The organism is Neobacillus soli NBRC 102451 (assembly GCF_001591665.1).
GTDB classification, from domain to species: domain Bacteria; phylum Bacillota; class Bacilli; order Bacillales; family Cytobacillaceae; genus Neobacillus; species Neobacillus soli.
On sequence record NZ_BCVI01000063.1, the window covers coordinates 1 to 17,767 of the forward strand.

Below are 17,767 nucleotides of genomic sequence, written 5' to 3' on the forward strand. Positions count from 1 at the left end.
GGTATCCAATCGGGGTTGTTGCAATCCATTCCGGCGGAAAAATTGCAAGAAAGGTATCCAATCGAGGTTATTGGAACCCGTTCAGCCGGAAAAGTCGCAGAAAAGGTATGCAATCGAGGTTGTGGAACCCATACCGCGAGGAAAATCGTTGGAAAGGTATCCAATCATGCATATTGGAACCCGTTCAGCCGGAAAAGTCGCAGGAAGGGTACCCAATCGGGGTTGTTGGAACCCATACCGGGGGGAAAATCTAGAAAAAGGTACCCAATCATGGTTGACTTCTAACCCGGATTATTCATATTACAGGGACATATTGGAGATAGGATACTATGCCAAGCTCTGCTATAATAGGAGAAACATAAGAATTAAAGGATGATCACTGTGCAGAAATCAGAAAAACTGGGTTTGATATTGGACGTTGAAACAACCGGATTAGGCCCCATCAAGGATGAAGTAATCGAATTGGCTTTAAAGCTATTTTCCTATCGAACAGATACCGGGGAGGTCACCGATATTATTGAAGAGGACTCATTTTTGCGTGAGCCGCTTTCTCGTTCAGCAAGGAATAATTATGACACCGCCTACCGGGTTCACGGGATTCCATACAAATTAGTTGAAGGAAAAAGTTTTTATGATGCCAAGGTTAAAACATATTTCCATCGTGCCGAAGCGGTTTTTGCCCATAATGCTTCCTTTGACCGCAGTTTTCTTTATCACATGTATCCGGAAGTTAACGATTTGAAATGGTACTGTACGATGAGAAACATCCCCTGGAAAAATTACGGCTTTCCCAATGGTAAACTACTGACCCTGTTACAAGCACATAACATTACAAATTACCAAACACATAGAGCCCTAGATGATATTACATACTTGATGGACCTGCTCCAGAAAACGAGTCCGAATGGGAATCTTTATCTTCAAGAGGTGCTTGAAAAGGCTCCAATGAGAAAATATCAGCCGACCGTATCAAGGACAAGAATGGGTTAAAAACAAATCACCAAGCATAGGCGAAAAAAAACAGTCTCTCATAGAGTACACACAAAGTGAGAGACTGTCTTTTTGGGGTGGATAAAACAGTGATTTGTCCACGGATGGTGCCTGACACCAAAAATTGACACCGAAAACACTGACATAGAAGACACCATAAACACCGTCTATTTAAAGGTTCCAATATATTTTGATTGGGGTCTATAGATGGTGTTATTTTCGGCTTGTTCTAGGACATGTGCTGTCCATCCGACCATTCTACTCGCTGTAAAGGTTGGTGTGAATAGTTCTGCTTCCATGTTAATTGCTTTCATGATTGCTGCTGCATAAAATTCAACGTTTGTGTAGAGGGAGCGGCCAGGTTTCAGTTCCGCTAATAACTTCACAGCTATCTCTTCAACGTCCATTGCTAGGTCAAGCCATTCATCCACTCCAACCAGCTCCAGTAATTTTGCTTTTAAAGCAATGGCCCGGGGGTCGTGAGTTTTATAAACTCTATGTCCAAATCCCATTAATTTTTCCCCGCGCAAAATCTTTTCTCTAATCACCATTTCCACATCTCCAACCTGAGCAATCTCATTTAAAAGCTCGATGACTCCTGAAGGGGCACCGCCATGAAGCGGGCCTTTCATAGTACCAATCGCTGATGTGACTGCTGACACTAAATCTGATTCAGTTGATGCTGTAACCCTAGCTGCAAAAGTAGAAGCGTTCATTCCATGCTCAAGGGTGAGAATCATATACGTCTCCAGTGCCTCCATATGAGCGGCAATAGGCACTTTTCCATTCAGCATATACATGTAGTTTGCAATATGGTCTAAATCATTCCGGGGAGAAGCGGACATTTTTCCCTCTAACTGTCTTTTTCGATACGCGATAATCGTGGGAACCAAGGCGGTTAGCCTAATGGCCTGTGAAACGCTAGGCTTCCAACCATAACCGGAATGGCCGCCCACCGCAGAAATAGCAGTTCTAATGACACTCATCAAATCCATGTTTCGTGGGAGTTGGTCTATTACTCCCTTTACATATTCGGGCAGCTCACGATTGCTTTTCAACTCGTCTTTCAGCGCACTTAATTGTTCAGCATCCGGTAAATGGCCGAACCAGAGAAGATAAGCCGCTTCCTCAAAAGAAAATCCCTTCGTAATCTCACGAATTTCATAGCCCCGATAAAATAACCGCCCATTTTCTCCATCAATATGGCTGATTAATGTCTCTGCCGCAACAATTCCTTTCAATCCCTTCTGAATCATAAAAATCGCTCCTTTCCTTAGTTAGTATTATTTTATAAAATAAGTGTGATTAAGAATACTAAATATATTTAAAGTATTTGATTACTATTTTTAATAAGGAGGAAATGATGGAATTTCAATGGCTAAACACCTTTATTACGGCTGCTGATTGTGGCAATTTCCGCAGAACTGCCGAACTTTTATATATTTCACAGCCTTCCGTAACAGTCCATATTAAACAGCTGGAAAAAGAGCTGGGTATCCTATTGTTTCATCGAGAAGGGAAAAAAATAAAATTGACAGAAGCGGGGAAAAGATATTTAGTTCATGCAACCAGATTGCTGGAGGTTTATCAACACGGTCTAGAGGATTTAACTTCTTTTAGTCAAGGGTACACAAGGAAATTAACACTAGGCATTTCCCCACTTATTGCAGATACCATATTACCATATGTTCTAAAAAGCTATACCAAGCAGTATCCGGATGTTGAGATTTCCGTCAAAATTATTGAATCCGTTGATATTGAACAGGCAATCTTAAGGGAAGAAGTAGATTTGGGGCTATCATGCTTAAACAGTAATCATCCAAGTTTGCTTTGTGAGCTTTTATATAAAGATAGAGTCATATTAGTTGCTCCGCATGATGGCAGAGATGCTGAATCAGCACCACCGCTTGACGAAGAGGAAGTGTTAACTTCTAACTATCTATTAACACACAATCATCCAGGTTATTGGGATCTTCTTTGCAGAGTGATAAAAGGTAAATTTCCAAGTGTACGAATGATGAAAGTATCGCAGGTCCATATTACAAAAAGGTTTATTGTTGAGGGGTTGGGCGTATCATTCTTACCGACATCGACGGTCAGAAGGGAATTGTTGGAGGGAAGGTTATTAGAGGTGGATTGTCATTCCATCCAAATGCCTGAAGCTGATACTTACGCCATTATGAAATATGACCATTCTAAACAAAAAGAGTTTTTAAGATTCATTTCTAACTATAGATTGTAAGAAAGGATTTGTTATGCAATGGTAATACCACCAAAAAGTAAAATTGAGAACGGCTCTGTTGCAATAAAGCGAACAGAGCCGTTTAGTTTTGCTATTCTAATGCGAAAAATAGTTTAATTTTATTGTTTACCCTCTGCGAAAATTTGAAATGTTACACCGAATTTATCCGTCACACTTCCGTAAGCAGGGCTAAAGAAAGTTTCTTGCAGCGGCATACCCACTTGACCACCATCTTGTAGTGCATCAAAAAATTTATGAGCCTTTTCTGCGTCGTCAGTCGTGATGCAGATGGTCACTTGTGTTCCGCTTTGATGGGGCTGACCTGGAAATGTATCAGAAAACATTAGTTCTGTTTCACCAACTTTTATTGTTGCGTGACTTACACGGTCCTTGGCATCTGCGGGTAGAGGGAATTCGGGATTCTCCGGCATTTCTCCAAATGTTTGAACAAAGTGCACTTGGGCATCCAATGCTTTTTCGTAAAATTGGAGTGCTTCCTTTGCATTTCCGTCCATCACTAAATAGGGAATTAATCGTACCGTCATTAATAATCAGCTCCTTGTGTTTTAAGAGAATATTTTTGTTGCGTTCGATATTCTAGAAGGTAGGGGACTTGTTGTGGTTTGCTAATTAAAGCAACATTTCCTAGTATTACCGATATTTAGATTATAAAACAAGGAACACCAGTTCGCAATAGAAAATTAACTACAAAGCCAACTTTCAAAAAAATGCTAGTGCTTTTTCAATGGTGCCTGACACCATTTTCACTACAGGTGTGTATTTTATTTCAACACGGGCAGATATCTTTCGCTGATGATTTTTCCATGGTGGATGGCATGGCCAGTAATGATGTAGGCGATGGCCCGAGTGGTTATTTCTGTTCCGTTGGCAAAGCCTTTTTTGGCCCAGGCCTCCTCCGGCATATTCTGAATTAAAGTGATGGTAGCATGTCGTGTTGCTATAAAATCTTCGAGGATGTTTTTGAGCGGAAGTTCGTCGAACTGGGACCCAGCTATAAATTCATTCTCGTTAAATCCAGCCAATGGTGTCTGATCCCCGCGGCCAATTCTCAGCAGGCGGTAACTCATAATTCTTTCGGTATCAGTCATATGACCAAGTACTTCTTTGATGCTCCATTTACCAGAGGCATAACGGAATTGACCGTCATTCTCCGATAGCCCTTCAAAAAGAGTAATCGTCTCCTCTAAATTCTTCTGCAAAATCGGTAATAAGTCACCTTCAGGGACCAAATTTACATAGGGAACATAATATTCTGGATACTCACTTGCTAGTGGACATTGTAACATTCCATTCTCTCCCTTCTAATTTCTTGCAGCATTATTAACCCTCCACGTTAATGGTATTAGCGGAAACTGCCACTTTATTCGTTTTTTAAAAGAATACCATTCAAAGCGGAAAAGCATATGGCAGAGGATGGCTCCCTCTAACCTCACGGCCCAATATTGCCACCCACAGGTTAATCCTACCATAATATTCATACTAATCGAATAAATTATGATTGTTTTGTAACTGCTACCTTTATCCGAAAAATAAATTTTTGGATTATTTTAACAGGAATTTCTTGTGCTTAGTTTTTCTATGTATTATTATTTATAGTATACATAGAATATCTATGCATAAAAATGGGGGAGAGAGAATTGTTCAAAAAAATACTTATTAGTGCGGTTGTTTTGGTAATATTATCGGCCTCTTTGTTCTTCAACTTAAGACAGAATTTACCTCGTTCTTTTCATCATACATACACAAAAAGCACGGATCTGCATCAAGAAAACGTGAATGGGTTTTATTTGTTTGATAATATCAATATTAATACCTTCATAAAAGTCTATGGTGAACAAATACATCAAAGTGCGGACAACGACCTATATAACTATTACAAAATACAAGATGGTCTAGAAATTGCTACAAACGCGAAGGGAGTCATTTTGCGATTTATTGTTGAAAATTCAGCAATGCCTACTTCAAAAGGAATTAAAATAGGGGACTCCATAACAAAAGTGAAAAGGGCCTATGGCGGGAATTTTTATAAACGAACCGAGCAAGGTTTGGATGTAATAGGTTATGTAGATAAGAGAAATCACCAATCTATCGAATTTTGGCATGACAAGGGAAAGGTCTTATTTTATCGTTTGGATGACAATAATATACAATAAATATAGACAACGATTGGAGTGGGGGGAATAAGGTTATTAGATTTGAATTTGCTTTTATTTTCGGGAAAGGCCGTGCATAATATGCCCAACATGTTAAAAATAGAGGCTCTATTTGGGAAAACTTTTAAAATACTAAATGGTTTTCCCGCTTATGTTACCATCGAACAAAAATCAGATCCAACCGGGTTCATTACGGGACAAGATGTTCTATCCTTAATGGATAGTTGTTTGCGGTCGGGATTGGAGCGAATTGGTGTATCGTTGGATAAGGCCTCAGATGAATTTGATTATCTATCAAAATTATTCCGAAGAAATGGCTTTGAACATTTTTCCTCAAGGGTTGAGGTTTATAGGGATTTAAAAGATTTTGAAGGATGCAAAACTCCGTTTACCTGGGCTTCTCTAGATGACCGTAGTTTTTCAGAAACAGAATTTAAACTCCTCTGGGAAAAATGTATGGCGGGATCAGATAATAAACCATCATCCTTAACGATGGACCAGCACCTGCTGTCTGTAAAAAGTGAATTAGGGGAAGGCTGGCGGAAATCATGCCGGGTATTTTATTTGAAAAAAAAGCCGATTGGAATTTCTATCCCACACCTCGAACCAGGTACAATAAATGAAGGAAGGTTGTTTTATTTTGGACTATTGCCAGAAGCAAGGGGGAAAGGTCTAAGCACTGCCATACACCTTCAATCATTATCGGCCCTAAAGGAAATGGGAGCAACCCATTATATAGGGAGTACACATCCCGCCAATAAGAAAATGCAAAGAGTATTTGAGAAAAATGGCTGTGTGGTTCGCACCCAAATGGAATCGTATTATAAAAATTTTTCTAAGTAAATCTCCATTAAAAATTAAGCAGGTGTAAAGTTGAGTAAAGTAGAAATTATTGTCTTAAATCAAGAGGATGCCAAAACAGCTGAAGCCTGTGGTGCGGACCGCCTCGAGTTGGTTTCCGCAATCGCGGAAGGCGGTCTGACACCCAGTTACGGAACGATAAAAACGGTTGTTGAGAGTGTGAAAATACCCGTTATGGTCATGATTCGACCCCATAGCTATTCCTTTGTATACCGTCAGGATGAATGGGATGCCATCCGTGAAGATATTAAAATAGTTCATGAGTTAGGTGCTGCGGGTATCGTCTTTGGGGCGTTAACCAAACAGCACACAGTTGATTTTGACATAATCGCCATGGTATTAGAGGAAGCGCAAGGTCTATCTATAACCTTTCATCGTGCCATTGATCAAGCAAATTCACTGGAGATATACAAGTCCATCTGCCAATCTCCTTACCATATCGACCGCATTCTCACATCGGGAGGGAAACCAACAGTCTCTGAAGGATTAACACCATTAAAAGCGATGTTAGCGGAGTCGAGGAAAACCCCTAACCAGCCAATTATCATGCCTGGTTCAGGCCTCACTTCAAGAAATATCGGGTCCGTCCATGAACAGCTCCAGGCCGATGAATATCATTTTGGGTCAGCCGTTAGGATCGATGGAGAATTTCGCAATCGGATTAACGGGGATGAAATTAAAAAAATAAAGAGAGTGGTCGGCTAAGAAAATCAAAAAAGAGCTGCTGCTTGACGGAACCAAGCAACAGCTCTTAATATATTTACACCATTTTTTCAAAATGAATACGTTTGTTAATTGCATACATGACTGGCATACCGACGGCCATCACGACAAATTCTCCAGCAGCAGTGGTTAACCATGTAAATAGGAATGGAAAGCCTAAGGCTAAATGGAGTTCAAGGGCAATCATGAACATCGTAAACGTGAAGACAAGGGTATTGACAACCATACGTACCCAGATGCGTTTGATAAACCGTGCGCAGACTATTGTAACCAGTAAGGCAATCAATGATTGACCGACGCCGAAAATGAGGTCATAGGCCTTCATTGGCGAAAAAAGTAGGTTTGTCAAAAATACACCTAAGATAATTCCAAAAATGTACTTTTTGTTAAAAACGACTAGATGATTAAACATTTCTGAAACACGGAACTGGATTTGGCTAAAGCCAAAGGGTGCGATTGCCGCCGAGACAGCAATGTATAATGCTGCGATAATCCCGTTTACAACAATTCCTTGCACATTTGTACGTGCTTTGCCATTTGCATTAGTTCCATTGGAACTAGTACCTGTATTAGCACCAATTGGCTTTGCTAATATGTTAGTTGTTTTCTCCATATTCATTTCTCCTTAGTTTTTTTACGTGGGAGGTTCTCGAACCACGTTAATTTAGAATACTTCCAAACTAATATAATAATATAAATAAAAACCCTAGTCAATGACACTATTTTTTACATAATAAAGGATACCCTTCTAAAAAAGGTATCCTCTACAGCACTAACTATGAACTTCGCTCATTAACGCATGGGTATTGTCTTCTGTGTCTTTAAAGAACGTCATCCATGTTTCTGTTTGTCCCATTTTAGCGACAAGGTGCGGCTCGTCGACAAAAATGACACCTTTTTCCACTAGACCATGGTAAGTTTCCTTAATATCCTCGACCTGAAAATAAACCACCGAACTTGAATGTGCAAATTGATCCTTTTCTGGCAGACTGAGCAGAAGGCGCAGACCATTACATTCAAAGAATGCCATTGTATCGGTATTAAATAGAAGCGGGAGCCCAAGTAAATTCTTATAAAATTCCACCGCCCTATCGATATCCTTTATAGGCACACCAATTTGTCCGACTCTTTTTATATTTGTCATGATCATTTCCCCCATATCTCGCCTGTTTTTGTCTGAATATTTGAAATCCACCTTTAATTATGTTACCACATAATAGCTGCACTATGGTTTAATATTCCAAAAATCTAATTCGTGGGCAACTTGTGTTTTTTGCACATCTCAGAATAATTTTGGTCAACCCTTCCGGTTAAGTTCATATATTCTATATGACGATTAAATATTAACTAAATGAAAGGTTATAAAAAGTACGGAAGGAGGTTCACGGTGACAATTGACAGCACATACAACCAAGTATTTAAAAAGAAGTTACTAGAATTAAAGCCAATCACGAAGTTTGATATCGATACGGAAAAGGTTGTTAAAGAGAGTGAAGGGGGAAGGAATGAATTAACCAATTTGGCTATACAAGCCGTGGATGCGATGGATTTAATCTATCAATCTGCATTAAAGACCGACTTTAAGGAATGGGGAGGACAAATTGAAACAGTTATTACCGAATTCCTCAAGCTATTGGAGTCCTATGGTATTGAGGAAATTAAAGTCTTAGGTCACTTAATTAATGAAGAGACAATGACGAGTATTGGAACGATACCTGAGAGCTTTCAAGAAGAGTTACAAAAGTTCCAAGTCTATACAGTTCTTGAGCGTGGGTTTCGTCATAAAGACAGCGGGGAATTAATTCGTGAAGCAAAAGTTATCACCATTTATTAATAACGACCTTGAGGAGGACGTGAAAATGGCTTTAATAGGTATCGATTTTGGAACAACCAATTCAGCTATGGATGAATCTATCGATCATTTCAGTGAATGGGTTTAGAGGGCTGATAAATGGAGCAAATAAAACAAGTGTATAACCTTGCAATTAAGTATATACATGCGGAAAGGTTCGAAGATGCCGCCCTTTTTCTGGAACCGCTGGTGAAAGAATATCCTTCTTTTACTGAGGCAAAGTGGGCGCTAGGGTTACTGCAAGTCCTCTTAGGTTTTCCCTATAAAGCGCTACAACTGTGGAAAAACATTGATGATGCTAATCTTCTAAGCTATAAACAAATGGTTGAGGAGAAATTACCCCAGTATGACGAACTGTACGAAAATTACAATCAGGCGCTTAAATTGATTCAAGCTGAAGAAATTCATCAGGCGAAAACTATTTTTCATGAACTCTTATCTTTTCAAAAGGAAGTGCCATTGCCGGTTGATTTTTACTACGGCAATTTATTGGCGCAACTCCTTACCGGAGAAGTGGAAAGGGCGTCTCAAGAAATAAACAGCTCTCCGCTCTATGTAATCAACAGTTCAGTCATTCGCGATTTGGAAAAGACGATAAACCTGCATCAGTCCAATCAACCTGCATTTTTGGAAAAAGCGGTTGTCCAAGACTTACCAAACAAGGTCTGGTCTAAGGGTTTCTTCATTGGTTCTGGAATGACTGCTTCCTTACTGATTGGGGCGCTTGGGATGTGGATTTTTGGCGGAGCAAAAGAGGTGTATAGAGCGGAGCCGGTCATCCAGCAGAATGCCGGCGATTCAGGCATAGATACTGAGAAATCGAAGGACCTTAAGAAGGAATTTTCCGTTCCACAGGAAGTGAAAACGAACGTAAAAGCGAAGCAGCGAGAGCTCGACGACATGATCCATAATGATGATATCGACAAGTCAAATCTGTCTGTAAAAACAGGATTAAACATCTATAGAAACGGTTTAACGGCCTTTAGAAATAAGGATTACAGGAAGGCTGCTGTGCTGATGGAAAAGAGTCTGACCTTACAGTCAAGCGAATATTTTTCAGATGATGCCTTTTTCTTCCTGATAAAATCAAAGGAAAGGCTGAATGAGAAGGAAAACCTACTCCCCCTTTATGATCGCTTTCTTTCCCAACCCAGCAAACACTTTGTCCATTCTCCATATATGGATGACTTGTTGCTTGATAAAGCGAAATTATGGATTGAAATTGGAAATGCGAAAGATGCCCTGCCATTGCTGGAAGAAATTTTGACCAAGTATAAACAAGAATGGACCGCGGTGGAAGCGGCAAAAATTTTTAAACAAATCACTGAGGTTCAAAAATAATTGCGTGGATTTTAAAAAGTCAAACAAAACCTAAAACTATATATAATGATTAGTTTTAGGTTTTTTTCTCCCTTATGATAAAATATAGTTAACAATTATGCTTGGGGGTGTTGGAATGATGTGGACGGAGGTACGTGAAAATTACCCCAATAAGATTGTATTGGCCGAGGCATTAAAAACCTCTTCTCATAACAAAATTCGATCTATTGAGGAGATGTCAATTTTATCTGTTTTTCAAAACAGCATGGATGCTTGGGAGGAATATAAAAAGGTACATAAAGAAAGACCAGACAAAGAACTTTATATCCTTCATACTTCAAGAGAAAAAGCAGAGGTTGTTGTTGAAGAATAATATTTTGTATGTATTAAACTATGAAGCTTAATAAGCGGATTCTATTCTTAACGAAAAGGGGGAGCCTCATGCTGCACCATCTAGAAATCTACGTTTCCAACCTTAGCAAATCCACCGAGTTCTGGGGTTGGTTTTTATCTGAATTGGGCTACGAGCCATACCAGCAATGGGATTCAGGTATCAGCTGGAAATATGAAGAAACATATATCGTTTTTGTCCAAGCTGAAGAGCGCTTTTTGGAGGTCCCTTACCATCGCTCAAGAGTTGGGCTGAATCATCTGGCCTTCCATGCAAAATCAAAAGAGCAGGTAGATCAAATGACGGCGCAATTGAAGAAAAAGGGGATAAACATTCTTTATCAAGAGAAGCATCCGTTTGCCGGTGGGGACTCTCATTATGCTGTTTATTTCGAAGATCCGGACAGAATTAAAGTGGAACTAGTAGCACCTTAGCGGGAGGCAGTCGCTTGGCTAGTGGAAGCAATAACCCGCTCGAAGGGAACGGGTCCATTTTACGCTTTCAAGAGAGTGCCTTTAATCCGATAACACCGATGATAATCAAACCGACACTAATGATACGGCCAAAGTTTTTTGATTCCCCGAATAAAAATATGTTAATTAAAACAGCGCCGGCCGTACCAATTCCGACCCAAACGCTATAGGCAATGCTTAATTGGAGAAATCGAAATGACCCATATAAGAAAGCAAGCGATGCACCGAATCCGCCAATATAAAGTACTCCATTTCGAAAGGTTTTCTGTTGACTATATAATTTCAATCCGGCAGCACCAATGACCTCACTTGCAGCTGCTAAAAAGACAAGCAACCATCCCATATTAGGCAGCTCCTTTCAGGGCGTCGATATCTTCCTTTTTATCAGAAAGATTTAAACCAATGACGCCTATTACAATAATCAAGATAAACAAAGCCTTTCCCAGACTGAAACTAGCGCCAAAAAGGTATACATCCATTAATACCGTCCCAATAGTACCAATTCCAGCAAAAACTGCATAAACAGTGCCTGTGGGAATAGTCATACATGCTTTAGGAAGAATATGATAGTCTAAAAAAATAACCCCAATCACGAGCCCCCACTGCCACCAGGTTTGTGCCTCGTTAAATCCGTACACCCAAATTAATTCAAATAAACAAGTTAAAGCCACGTAAATCCAGGCTTTATTCATGCAATTCACCTCTTAGAAGATTGACTCACTTGAAGACGTATTATATTAGGATACCATAATCGGTTAGAAAGTTGTTTTAAACATTATTTTCCTGCGTGGAAACTTATGTAAGTGGTACAAAAGTGTGATATAAATCACGAAACATCTTCCGTTTTATCTTTATAATTAGTAGAAATAGGGGAAAAATAAAAGTGGATGGTGAAGAAAATGGACTATAAATTTAAAACGCTTTATGCAGAAATAGGCGGGCAGGAAACGATTGATAAACTAGTCACTGCCTTTTATCCGCGAGTCTATGATGATCCTGAGTTAGCTCCATTATTTGAAGGGGATATGGAAGAGATTATGCGAAAGCAGCGGATGTTTCTTCCGCAATTTTTAGGAGGACCTGCTCTTTACAGCCAAGAATTTGGACCACCAGCAATGAGAGACCGGCATCTTCCCTTTGAAGTAACACCAAGAAGGGCTATGTGCTGGCTTCGCTGCATGAAGGAAGCATTTCACGAGATAGGACTTGATCACCAACCGGCAGGACAGGCTTTTTATGACCGGTTAACACAAGTTGCTGGAATTATGGTGAATACACCTGATAGTGAATAAAAATACAATCCTCGACCACTTACCAAGCTGGCCGGGGATTTTTTATTCTAGGATCTACGGAAAAGGGGCGGAGCGCCGCCAAAGTGAATCGGTTCTGGTACTTCAAATTTAGGTAGAATATAGGTATTCCACCCCTCGAATTTAGTTTGGCCTAGCTTTGCTCACACCGCCTTTATTGATGTTTGTTTAGCATATTGAACTTGATAACCTTCATAATGGGGCATAACGCCTTTTACTGATTGTGTGATATAGTGATTTTGTTTACTAGTTGGGAGGTATGCATAATGAAAAATAATGACCAATGGTGGAAGAAAAGTGTGGTTTATCAAATCTACCCGCGAAGCTTTAAGGATTCTAATGGAGACGGAATCGGTGATATTCAGGGGATTATCGAGAAACTTGATTATTTAAAATTACTTGGTGTCGATGTTATTTGGTTAAGCCCAGTCTACGATTCACCGAATGATGATAATGGCTACGATATACGTAATTATCAAGAAATCATGAACGAATTCGGGACGATGGCCGATTTTGACCAAATGTTAGCAGAATTGCACAAGCGGGATATGAAGCTTGTCATGGATTTGGTGGTAAACCATACTTCTGATGAACATGAATGGTTTGTTCAATCGAAAAAATCAACCGACAACCCCTACCGCGATTATTATTTTTGGCGAAAAGGAAAAGACGGGAAAGAGCCAAATAATTGGGGCTCCGTCTTTAGTGGTCCTGCCTGGACCTATGACGAAACAACAAATGAATATTATTTACACTTATTTTCAAAAAAACAACCTGATCTTAACTGGGAAAATCCAACACTTAGAGAAGAAATCTATCGGATGATGAAGTACTGGCTTGATAAAGGAATTGACGGTTTTCGGATGGATGTCATCAATATGATCTCCAAGCAGGAAGACTTGCCGGATGCGGAACTGAGCGACGGGCAAGTATATAGTGATGGCGGCCGTTACTATATGAATGGCCCGAGAATCCATGAGTTTCTACAGGAAATGAACCAAGAGGTTTTGTCAAAATATCCAATTATGTCTGTTGGCGAGATGCCCGGTGCCACCACTGAGGACGCCGTTCTTTACACGGATCCGGACAGAAACGAAGTCAATATGATTTTCACCTTTGAACATATGGATTTAGACAGTGCCCCAGGTGGAAAGTGGAATTTGAAGCCGCTGGATTTAGTTGATCTAAAGGAGAACTTAACGAAGTGGCAAACGGGCTTACATAACAAAGGGTGGAACAGTTTATATTGGAACAATCACGACCAGCCACGAATCGTATCTCGTTTCGGAAATGACCAAGAGTACCGGGTGGAATCAGCCAAAATGTTAGCAACCTGTCTTCATTTCATGCAGGGTACCCCATATATTTATCAGGGGGAAGAAATCGGGATGACCAATGTGAAGTTTGATTCGCTTGGAGATTACCGTGATATCGAGACTATCAATATGAATATCGAGCGAAAAGCTTTGGGATATACGCACGAAGAAATAATGGCCTCGATTTATGTAAAAGGCAGGGATAATGCGCGGACGCCGATGCAATGGGATCATTCTGAGCATGGCGGCTTTACGACTGGTGAGACCCCATGGATTAAGGTTAATCCGCGGTTCAAAGAGATTAATGTGAAAACCGCCCTTGAGGATCCGCAGTCAATATTTTATTTTTATCAAAAATTGATTGCGTTAAGAAAAGAAATGGATATTATTATCGAGGGCGACTTTCAGCTGCTATTAAAGGGCCATCCTAAATTATTTGCCTACGAACGGAGATGGAAGGATGAGACCCTCCTAGTTGTCTGTAATTTCAGCGGGGATGAAGTAGCCGTTGAGGATGAAGAGCTTCGTACAAAGCTTGCAGAATATAATGCTGTTCTTTCAAACTATGAAGGAGGCGGCCAGAGCATTCTAAGACCATACGAATCAATGGTGTTGAAAAATAGATAAATAATTGTCGATTGGCAATAAAAAATGGACAAGGCAGCTCCCAAGAGCACCTTGCCCGTTTTTTTATGAAAATTCCACAATTGAGAAACCATTTGCCGATAAATGAATGACCAACTCCTCGCCTGAAGCCTCCAACACTTCATTATTCCAAAGGTTTTTGACTGTTTTCCCACGTAAATCAAATGGAATCGTATATTCAACCGCGGCATCGCTCGTGTTCAATACAACAATAATCGTTTTTCCATTATCCTCTGATTTCGTAAAAGACAAACAAGCATCGTGCTCCCGGGGCGTAATAAATGAAAGCTCGCCATCATTAGCCAGCAATGGGTACTCGCGACGAAGGCGAATTAATTTTTGCACATGCTCGAAAAGTTCACGATTCTGTTTAGAAGGATCCCATTCCATACACTTCCGGCAGCCTGGATCCATTTCACCAGTTAGGCCGATTTCATCACCATAATAGATGCACGGTGTACCGATGAAGGTTAGCAGCATAGTAAACACCTGCTTGACCCGCTCTAAATCTTCACCGCATTCTGTCAAAATTCTTGGTGTATCATGGCTTCCGACAAGATTAAAGGCCACCTCATTTACATTTTTCGGATACATATGAATCACAGTTGTCATATTTTCCACAAACTCTTTCGCCGTGATGGTTTGCTTGGCAAAAAGGTTCAGGATATTCGTCGTCAAAGGATAATTCATCACAGCATCAAATTGATCACCGCGCAGCCATGGCATCGAATCATGCCAAATTTCCCCGAGAATATACAAATCTGGATTGATTGCCTTTACTTCACGGCGAAACTCACGCCAGAAGGCATGATCTACTTCATTAGCGACATCAAGCCGCCAGCCGTCAATATTAAACTCCTTCACCCAATAGCGGCCAACCGAAAGTAGGTACTCCTTTACCTCTGGATTTTCCGTATTTAATTTCGGCATGAACGGGGTAAAGGCAAAGGTGTCATAATTCGGCATTGGTTCAGTAACTAATGGAAACTCATGAGTATGGAACCAATTTTTAAACCGTGAATTTTCCCCGTGTTTCAGCACATCCTGAAACTGAGGGAAGTAAAAACCACTATGGTTAAACACAGCATCGAGCATAATCTTAATGTCATTTTTGTGACAGACCTCAATTAATTCTTTAAGGGTTTCCTTTGTCCCAAATTGCGGATCCAGCTCCATGTAGTCAATCGTGTCGTATTTATGGTTTGAATAGGCTTTGAAGATCGGGGTAAAGTAAATACCGCTGGCACCTAGTTCTTTTAGATAACTTATATTTTGAATGACACCCTCTAGATCACCGCCGAAGAAGTTTGTTGTTGTGGGCGGGGCACTTCCCCAAGGAAGGACCCCATCAGGATTATTATCATGGTTGCCATTTGCAAACCGTTCCGGGAAAATCTGATACCAAATTGTATTTTTGACCCATCCCGGGGCCTGAAAAATATCCGCGTTATTCATAAATGGGAAGCAGAAATAATAGCCTGTGTCATCAACTGGGGGTTCAGAATAAAACCCCTTTTCTGTGTAACAAATAGTTTCCATTCCGTCATTTAAGATGAAACCATAGCGTAATCTTTTAAAAGGAGGTCTGACTGCTGCACACCAATAATCAAATAACTGATCGGAGCCGCTTTTCCTCATTGGGGTCGTGGTTGTCAGCCATTGCTTCCCTTCCCAGTTATATGGGTCGCCATGAAAAAGGGTTACCTCTTTCAGGTCATCCCTTTTGGTACGAATTTGGATATGTAATTCTCCATTAATGCAAACGTATGCATAATTGTCCTTTGGGCGGTGATAAATGGCTTCTTTTAACAATATTTCCAACCCCTATTCCTATATGATGTATTTAACGGCTATTTTACTAAAAAATAATGAAAAAGGGAAATAAACATTAATGAATTTGATTTTCAGCCAAAATGCATAATAAAAAATTATTTGCAAAACTAGTTGTAAAATATCAGTTTAGGATTATAATAAGGGTAAGTTGTGCAACCGTTTTCGCAAATGTAAGCGCTATTCTCAGTTTTCATTTTGGAAAGTGGTTTTACTACTAAATCAAAACTACCTTCAGGAGGGGAAAAAAAGTGAAAAAAGCACTTTCGATTTTTTTGATGGCTGTCCTAATGCTTGGTGTACTGTCTGCGTGTGGCCCTAAGCGGGATGATTCGAGCAAAAAAGATACTGGCAAGAAGGAAGAAACAGTTGCAAAACCAGATAAACTTGTAGTTTGGGAAGATAAAGACAAATCTGGCTGGCTTAAAAAGGTAGCTGCCGATTTTGAAAAGGAAAATGGTATTAAAATAGAGTATAAAGAAGTAGAAATGGCAACAAAAATGCGTGATCAATTACGTCTTGATGGTCCTGCTGGGACAGGCCCGGATATCGTAACATTACCACATGACCAAGTTGGTCAAGTAGCGGTTGAAGGCCTATTAGCAGAGCTTAAAGTGGATAGCAAGGTTACAGATAGTTTCTCAAAACCTTCTATTGATGCAGAAACATACGATGGTAAATTATACGGACTTCCAAAGTCTTCTGAAACACCTGTATTCATTTACAATAAAGATTTAATGAAAGAAGCTCCAAAAACAATGGATGATGTTTACTCTTTCTCGAAAGATTTCACGAAAGATGGAAAGTATGGATTCCTTGCTCTTTGGGATAACTTCTATTTTGCTCACGGTATCATCGGTGGTATGGGCGGATATGTATTCAAAGATAATAATAACCCAGAAGACATCGGTCTAAATAACGAAGGTGCTGTTAAAGGTACTGAGTATATTCAAAAATGGTACAAGGATGGCCTATTCCCTAAAGGAATCATTGGTGAAAATGGCGGAGCTGCTATGGATGGACTCTTCACTGAAGGAAAAGCGGCTTCTGTAATGAATGGACCATGGTCGTTTAAGCCTTATACTGATGCTGGTGTGAAAATTGGTATTACAGCACTTCCAACACTTCCAAACGGTGAACATGTGAAAACCTTCATGGGTGTTAAAGGCTGGCATGTATCTGCTTATTCTAAAAACAAAGAGTGGGCAACTAAATTCCTAGAATTTATCACAAATGATGAAAATTCTAAATATCGCTTTGAACAAACGGCTGAGGTTCCAACAAACAATGCGTTACTTGAAGATCCAGCCATTAAAGATAACGAAGGAGCAAAAGCGGTTGCTGAGCAATCTCAATACGCTACGCCAATGCCAAATATCCCTGAAATGGGTCAAGTTTGGGACCCAATGGCTAAGTCTCTTCAAACAGTTGTAACTGGAAAAGCAGAACCTAAGGCGGCTCTTGATTCAGCTGTTAAACAAATTAAAGCTGGTATCCAGTCTACGAAGTAATTCCTAATAGCAGTACCTCCAGGTTATCCTTGAGGTACTGCATCTATTCATACATTATTTAGATGCTTTATGAGGGAGAATAGATTTTTTCTTGATAAAGCCTTTAAAAAAAGCTTACTTTTTATCATA

The 17,767-nt window shown here is 40.0% G+C and carries 22 protein-coding genes and 1 riboswitch; of the genes, 14 read left to right on the top strand and 8 right to left on the bottom strand.

Going from position 1 to position 17,767, the window contains the following annotated elements:
- A partial coding sequence (locus BSO02S_RS27610; RefSeq protein WP_169802781.1) for a hypothetical protein occupies positions 1–254 on the top strand: 254 nt, incomplete at its 5' end.
- Positions 255–372: 118 nt separating this feature from the next.
- Positions 373–990 carry an exonuclease domain-containing protein gene (locus tag BSO02S_RS21560; protein WP_235846982.1) on the top strand — a complete coding sequence of 206 codons (618 nt, stop codon included), beginning with the start codon at positions 373–375 and terminating at the stop codon, positions 988–990.
- A gap of 167 nt (positions 991–1,157) precedes the next feature.
- On the opposite strand, the gene BSO02S_RS21565 is transcribed toward BSO02S_RS21560, so the two are convergent.
- Positions 1,158–2,246: a citrate synthase/methylcitrate synthase gene (locus BSO02S_RS21565; RefSeq protein WP_084375129.1), complete on the bottom strand. Its 1,089-nt coding sequence runs from the start codon at positions 2,244–2,246 to the stop codon at positions 1,158–1,160.
- A 107-nt stretch (positions 2,247–2,353) separates the two neighbouring features.
- Here BSO02S_RS21565 and BSO02S_RS21570 point away from each other — a divergent pair, with 107 nt between their 5' ends.
- On the top strand, positions 2,354–3,232 hold the full coding sequence (locus BSO02S_RS21570; RefSeq protein WP_066072590.1) for a LysR family transcriptional regulator: 879 nt from the start codon (positions 2,354–2,356) through the stop codon (positions 3,230–3,232).
- Positions 3,233–3,351: 119 nt separating this feature from the next.
- Here the strand turns inward: BSO02S_RS21570 and BSO02S_RS21575 are convergent, their stop codons facing one another.
- A complete protein-coding gene (locus BSO02S_RS21575) occupies positions 3,352–3,777 on the bottom strand; it encodes a VOC family protein (protein WP_066072592.1) in 426 nt (141 codons plus the stop codon).
- Between the two features lie 237 nt (positions 3,778–4,014).
- Positions 4,015–4,539, bottom strand: coding sequence for a DinB family protein (locus BSO02S_RS21580; protein ID WP_066072595.1), 525 nt, complete (start codon positions 4,537–4,539; stop codon positions 4,015–4,017).
- 351 nt (positions 4,540–4,890) lie between these two features.
- Between BSO02S_RS21580 and BSO02S_RS21585 the strand changes: the two genes are divergently transcribed.
- From BSO02S_RS21585 to BSO02S_RS21595, 3 genes are all read left to right on the top strand, one after another.
- Positions 4,891–5,406, top strand: a complete 516-nt coding sequence (locus BSO02S_RS21585; RefSeq protein WP_066072598.1) for a hypothetical protein — start codon at positions 4,891–4,893, stop codon at positions 5,404–5,406.
- An 81-nt stretch (positions 5,407–5,487) separates the two neighbouring features.
- On the top strand, positions 5,488–6,249 hold the full coding sequence (locus BSO02S_RS21590) for a GNAT family N-acetyltransferase (RefSeq protein ID WP_084375132.1): 762 nt from the start codon (positions 5,488–5,490) through the stop codon (positions 6,247–6,249).
- Between the two features lie 30 nt (positions 6,250–6,279).
- Positions 6,280–6,972, top strand: a complete 693-nt coding sequence (locus BSO02S_RS21595) for a copper homeostasis protein CutC (protein ID WP_066072604.1) — start codon at positions 6,280–6,282, stop codon at positions 6,970–6,972.
- A gap of 55 nt (positions 6,973–7,027) precedes the next feature.
- Here the strand turns inward: BSO02S_RS21595 and BSO02S_RS21600 are convergent, their stop codons facing one another.
- Together BSO02S_RS21600 and BSO02S_RS21605 are read right to left on the bottom strand one after the other, a co-directional pair.
- A complete protein-coding gene (locus BSO02S_RS21600; RefSeq protein ID WP_084375130.1) occupies positions 7,028–7,603 on the bottom strand; it encodes a QueT transporter family protein in 576 nt (191 codons plus the stop codon).
- Positions 7,604–7,609: 6 nt separating this feature from the next.
- A riboswitch (PreQ1 riboswitch) is annotated at positions 7,610–7,654 on the bottom strand.
- Positions 7,655–7,762: 108 nt separating this feature from the next.
- Entirely contained in the window at positions 7,763–8,137 is a 375-nt protein-coding gene (locus tag BSO02S_RS21605) for a VOC family protein (RefSeq protein ID WP_066072679.1), read from the bottom strand.
- Between the two features lie 240 nt (positions 8,138–8,377).
- On the opposite strand from BSO02S_RS21605, the gene grpE reads away from it, so the two are divergent.
- From grpE to BSO02S_RS21625, 5 genes are all read left to right on the top strand, one after another.
- Complete coding sequence (grpE, locus tag BSO02S_RS21610) at positions 8,378–8,824, top strand: nucleotide exchange factor GrpE (RefSeq protein ID WP_066072607.1); 447 nt, start codon at positions 8,378–8,380, stop codon at positions 8,822–8,824.
- Positions 8,796–8,930 (top strand): hypothetical protein, encoded by a 135-nt coding sequence (locus BSO02S_RS28335; protein WP_268876023.1) that lies wholly within the window; start codon positions 8,796–8,798, stop codon positions 8,928–8,930. The genes grpE and BSO02S_RS28335 overlap by 29 nt, the downstream gene beginning before the upstream one ends.
- A gap of 11 nt (positions 8,931–8,941) precedes the next feature.
- Entirely contained in the window at positions 8,942–10,183 is a 1,242-nt protein-coding gene (locus tag BSO02S_RS21615) for a hypothetical protein (protein WP_066072610.1), read from the top strand.
- Positions 10,184–10,298: 115 nt separating this feature from the next.
- Positions 10,299–10,535: a hypothetical protein gene (locus tag BSO02S_RS21620; RefSeq protein ID WP_066072613.1), complete on the top strand. Its 237-nt coding sequence runs from the start codon at positions 10,299–10,301 to the stop codon at positions 10,533–10,535.
- Positions 10,536–10,603: 68 nt separating this feature from the next.
- Positions 10,604–10,987, top strand: a complete 384-nt coding sequence (locus tag BSO02S_RS21625; RefSeq protein WP_066072616.1) for a VOC family protein — start codon at positions 10,604–10,606, stop codon at positions 10,985–10,987.
- A 67-nt stretch (positions 10,988–11,054) separates the two neighbouring features.
- On the opposite strand, the gene BSO02S_RS21630 is transcribed toward BSO02S_RS21625, so the two are convergent.
- On the bottom strand, positions 11,055–11,369 hold the full coding sequence (locus BSO02S_RS21630; RefSeq protein ID WP_066072619.1) for a DMT family transporter: 315 nt from the start codon (positions 11,367–11,369) through the stop codon (positions 11,055–11,057).
- 1 nt (position 11,370) lies between these two features.
- A complete protein-coding gene (locus tag BSO02S_RS21635; protein ID WP_066072622.1) occupies positions 11,371–11,718 on the bottom strand; it encodes a DMT family transporter in 348 nt (115 codons plus the stop codon).
- Between the two features lie 195 nt (positions 11,719–11,913).
- On the opposite strand from BSO02S_RS21635, the gene BSO02S_RS21640 reads away from it, so the two are divergent.
- On the top strand, positions 11,914–12,318 hold the full coding sequence (locus BSO02S_RS21640) for a globin domain-containing protein (RefSeq protein WP_425320387.1): 405 nt from the start codon (positions 11,914–11,916) through the stop codon (positions 12,316–12,318).
- A gap of 284 nt (positions 12,319–12,602) precedes the next feature.
- Positions 12,603–14,279, top strand: a complete 1,677-nt coding sequence (locus tag BSO02S_RS21645) for a glycoside hydrolase family 13 protein (RefSeq protein WP_066072625.1) — start codon at positions 12,603–12,605, stop codon at positions 14,277–14,279.
- Positions 14,280–14,342: 63 nt separating this feature from the next.
- Here BSO02S_RS21645 and BSO02S_RS21650 read toward each other — a convergent pair whose 3' ends face one another.
- Positions 14,343–16,109 carry an alpha-glycosidase gene (locus BSO02S_RS21650; protein ID WP_066072627.1) on the bottom strand — a complete coding sequence of 589 codons (1,767 nt, stop codon included), beginning with the start codon at positions 16,107–16,109 and terminating at the stop codon, positions 14,343–14,345.
- 269 nt (positions 16,110–16,378) lie between these two features.
- Between BSO02S_RS21650 and BSO02S_RS21655 the strand changes: the two genes are divergently transcribed.
- Positions 16,379–17,638: a sugar ABC transporter substrate-binding protein gene (locus BSO02S_RS21655; protein WP_066072630.1), complete on the top strand. Its 1,260-nt coding sequence runs from the start codon at positions 16,379–16,381 to the stop codon at positions 17,636–17,638.
- Positions 17,639–17,767: the final 129 nt, after the last annotated feature.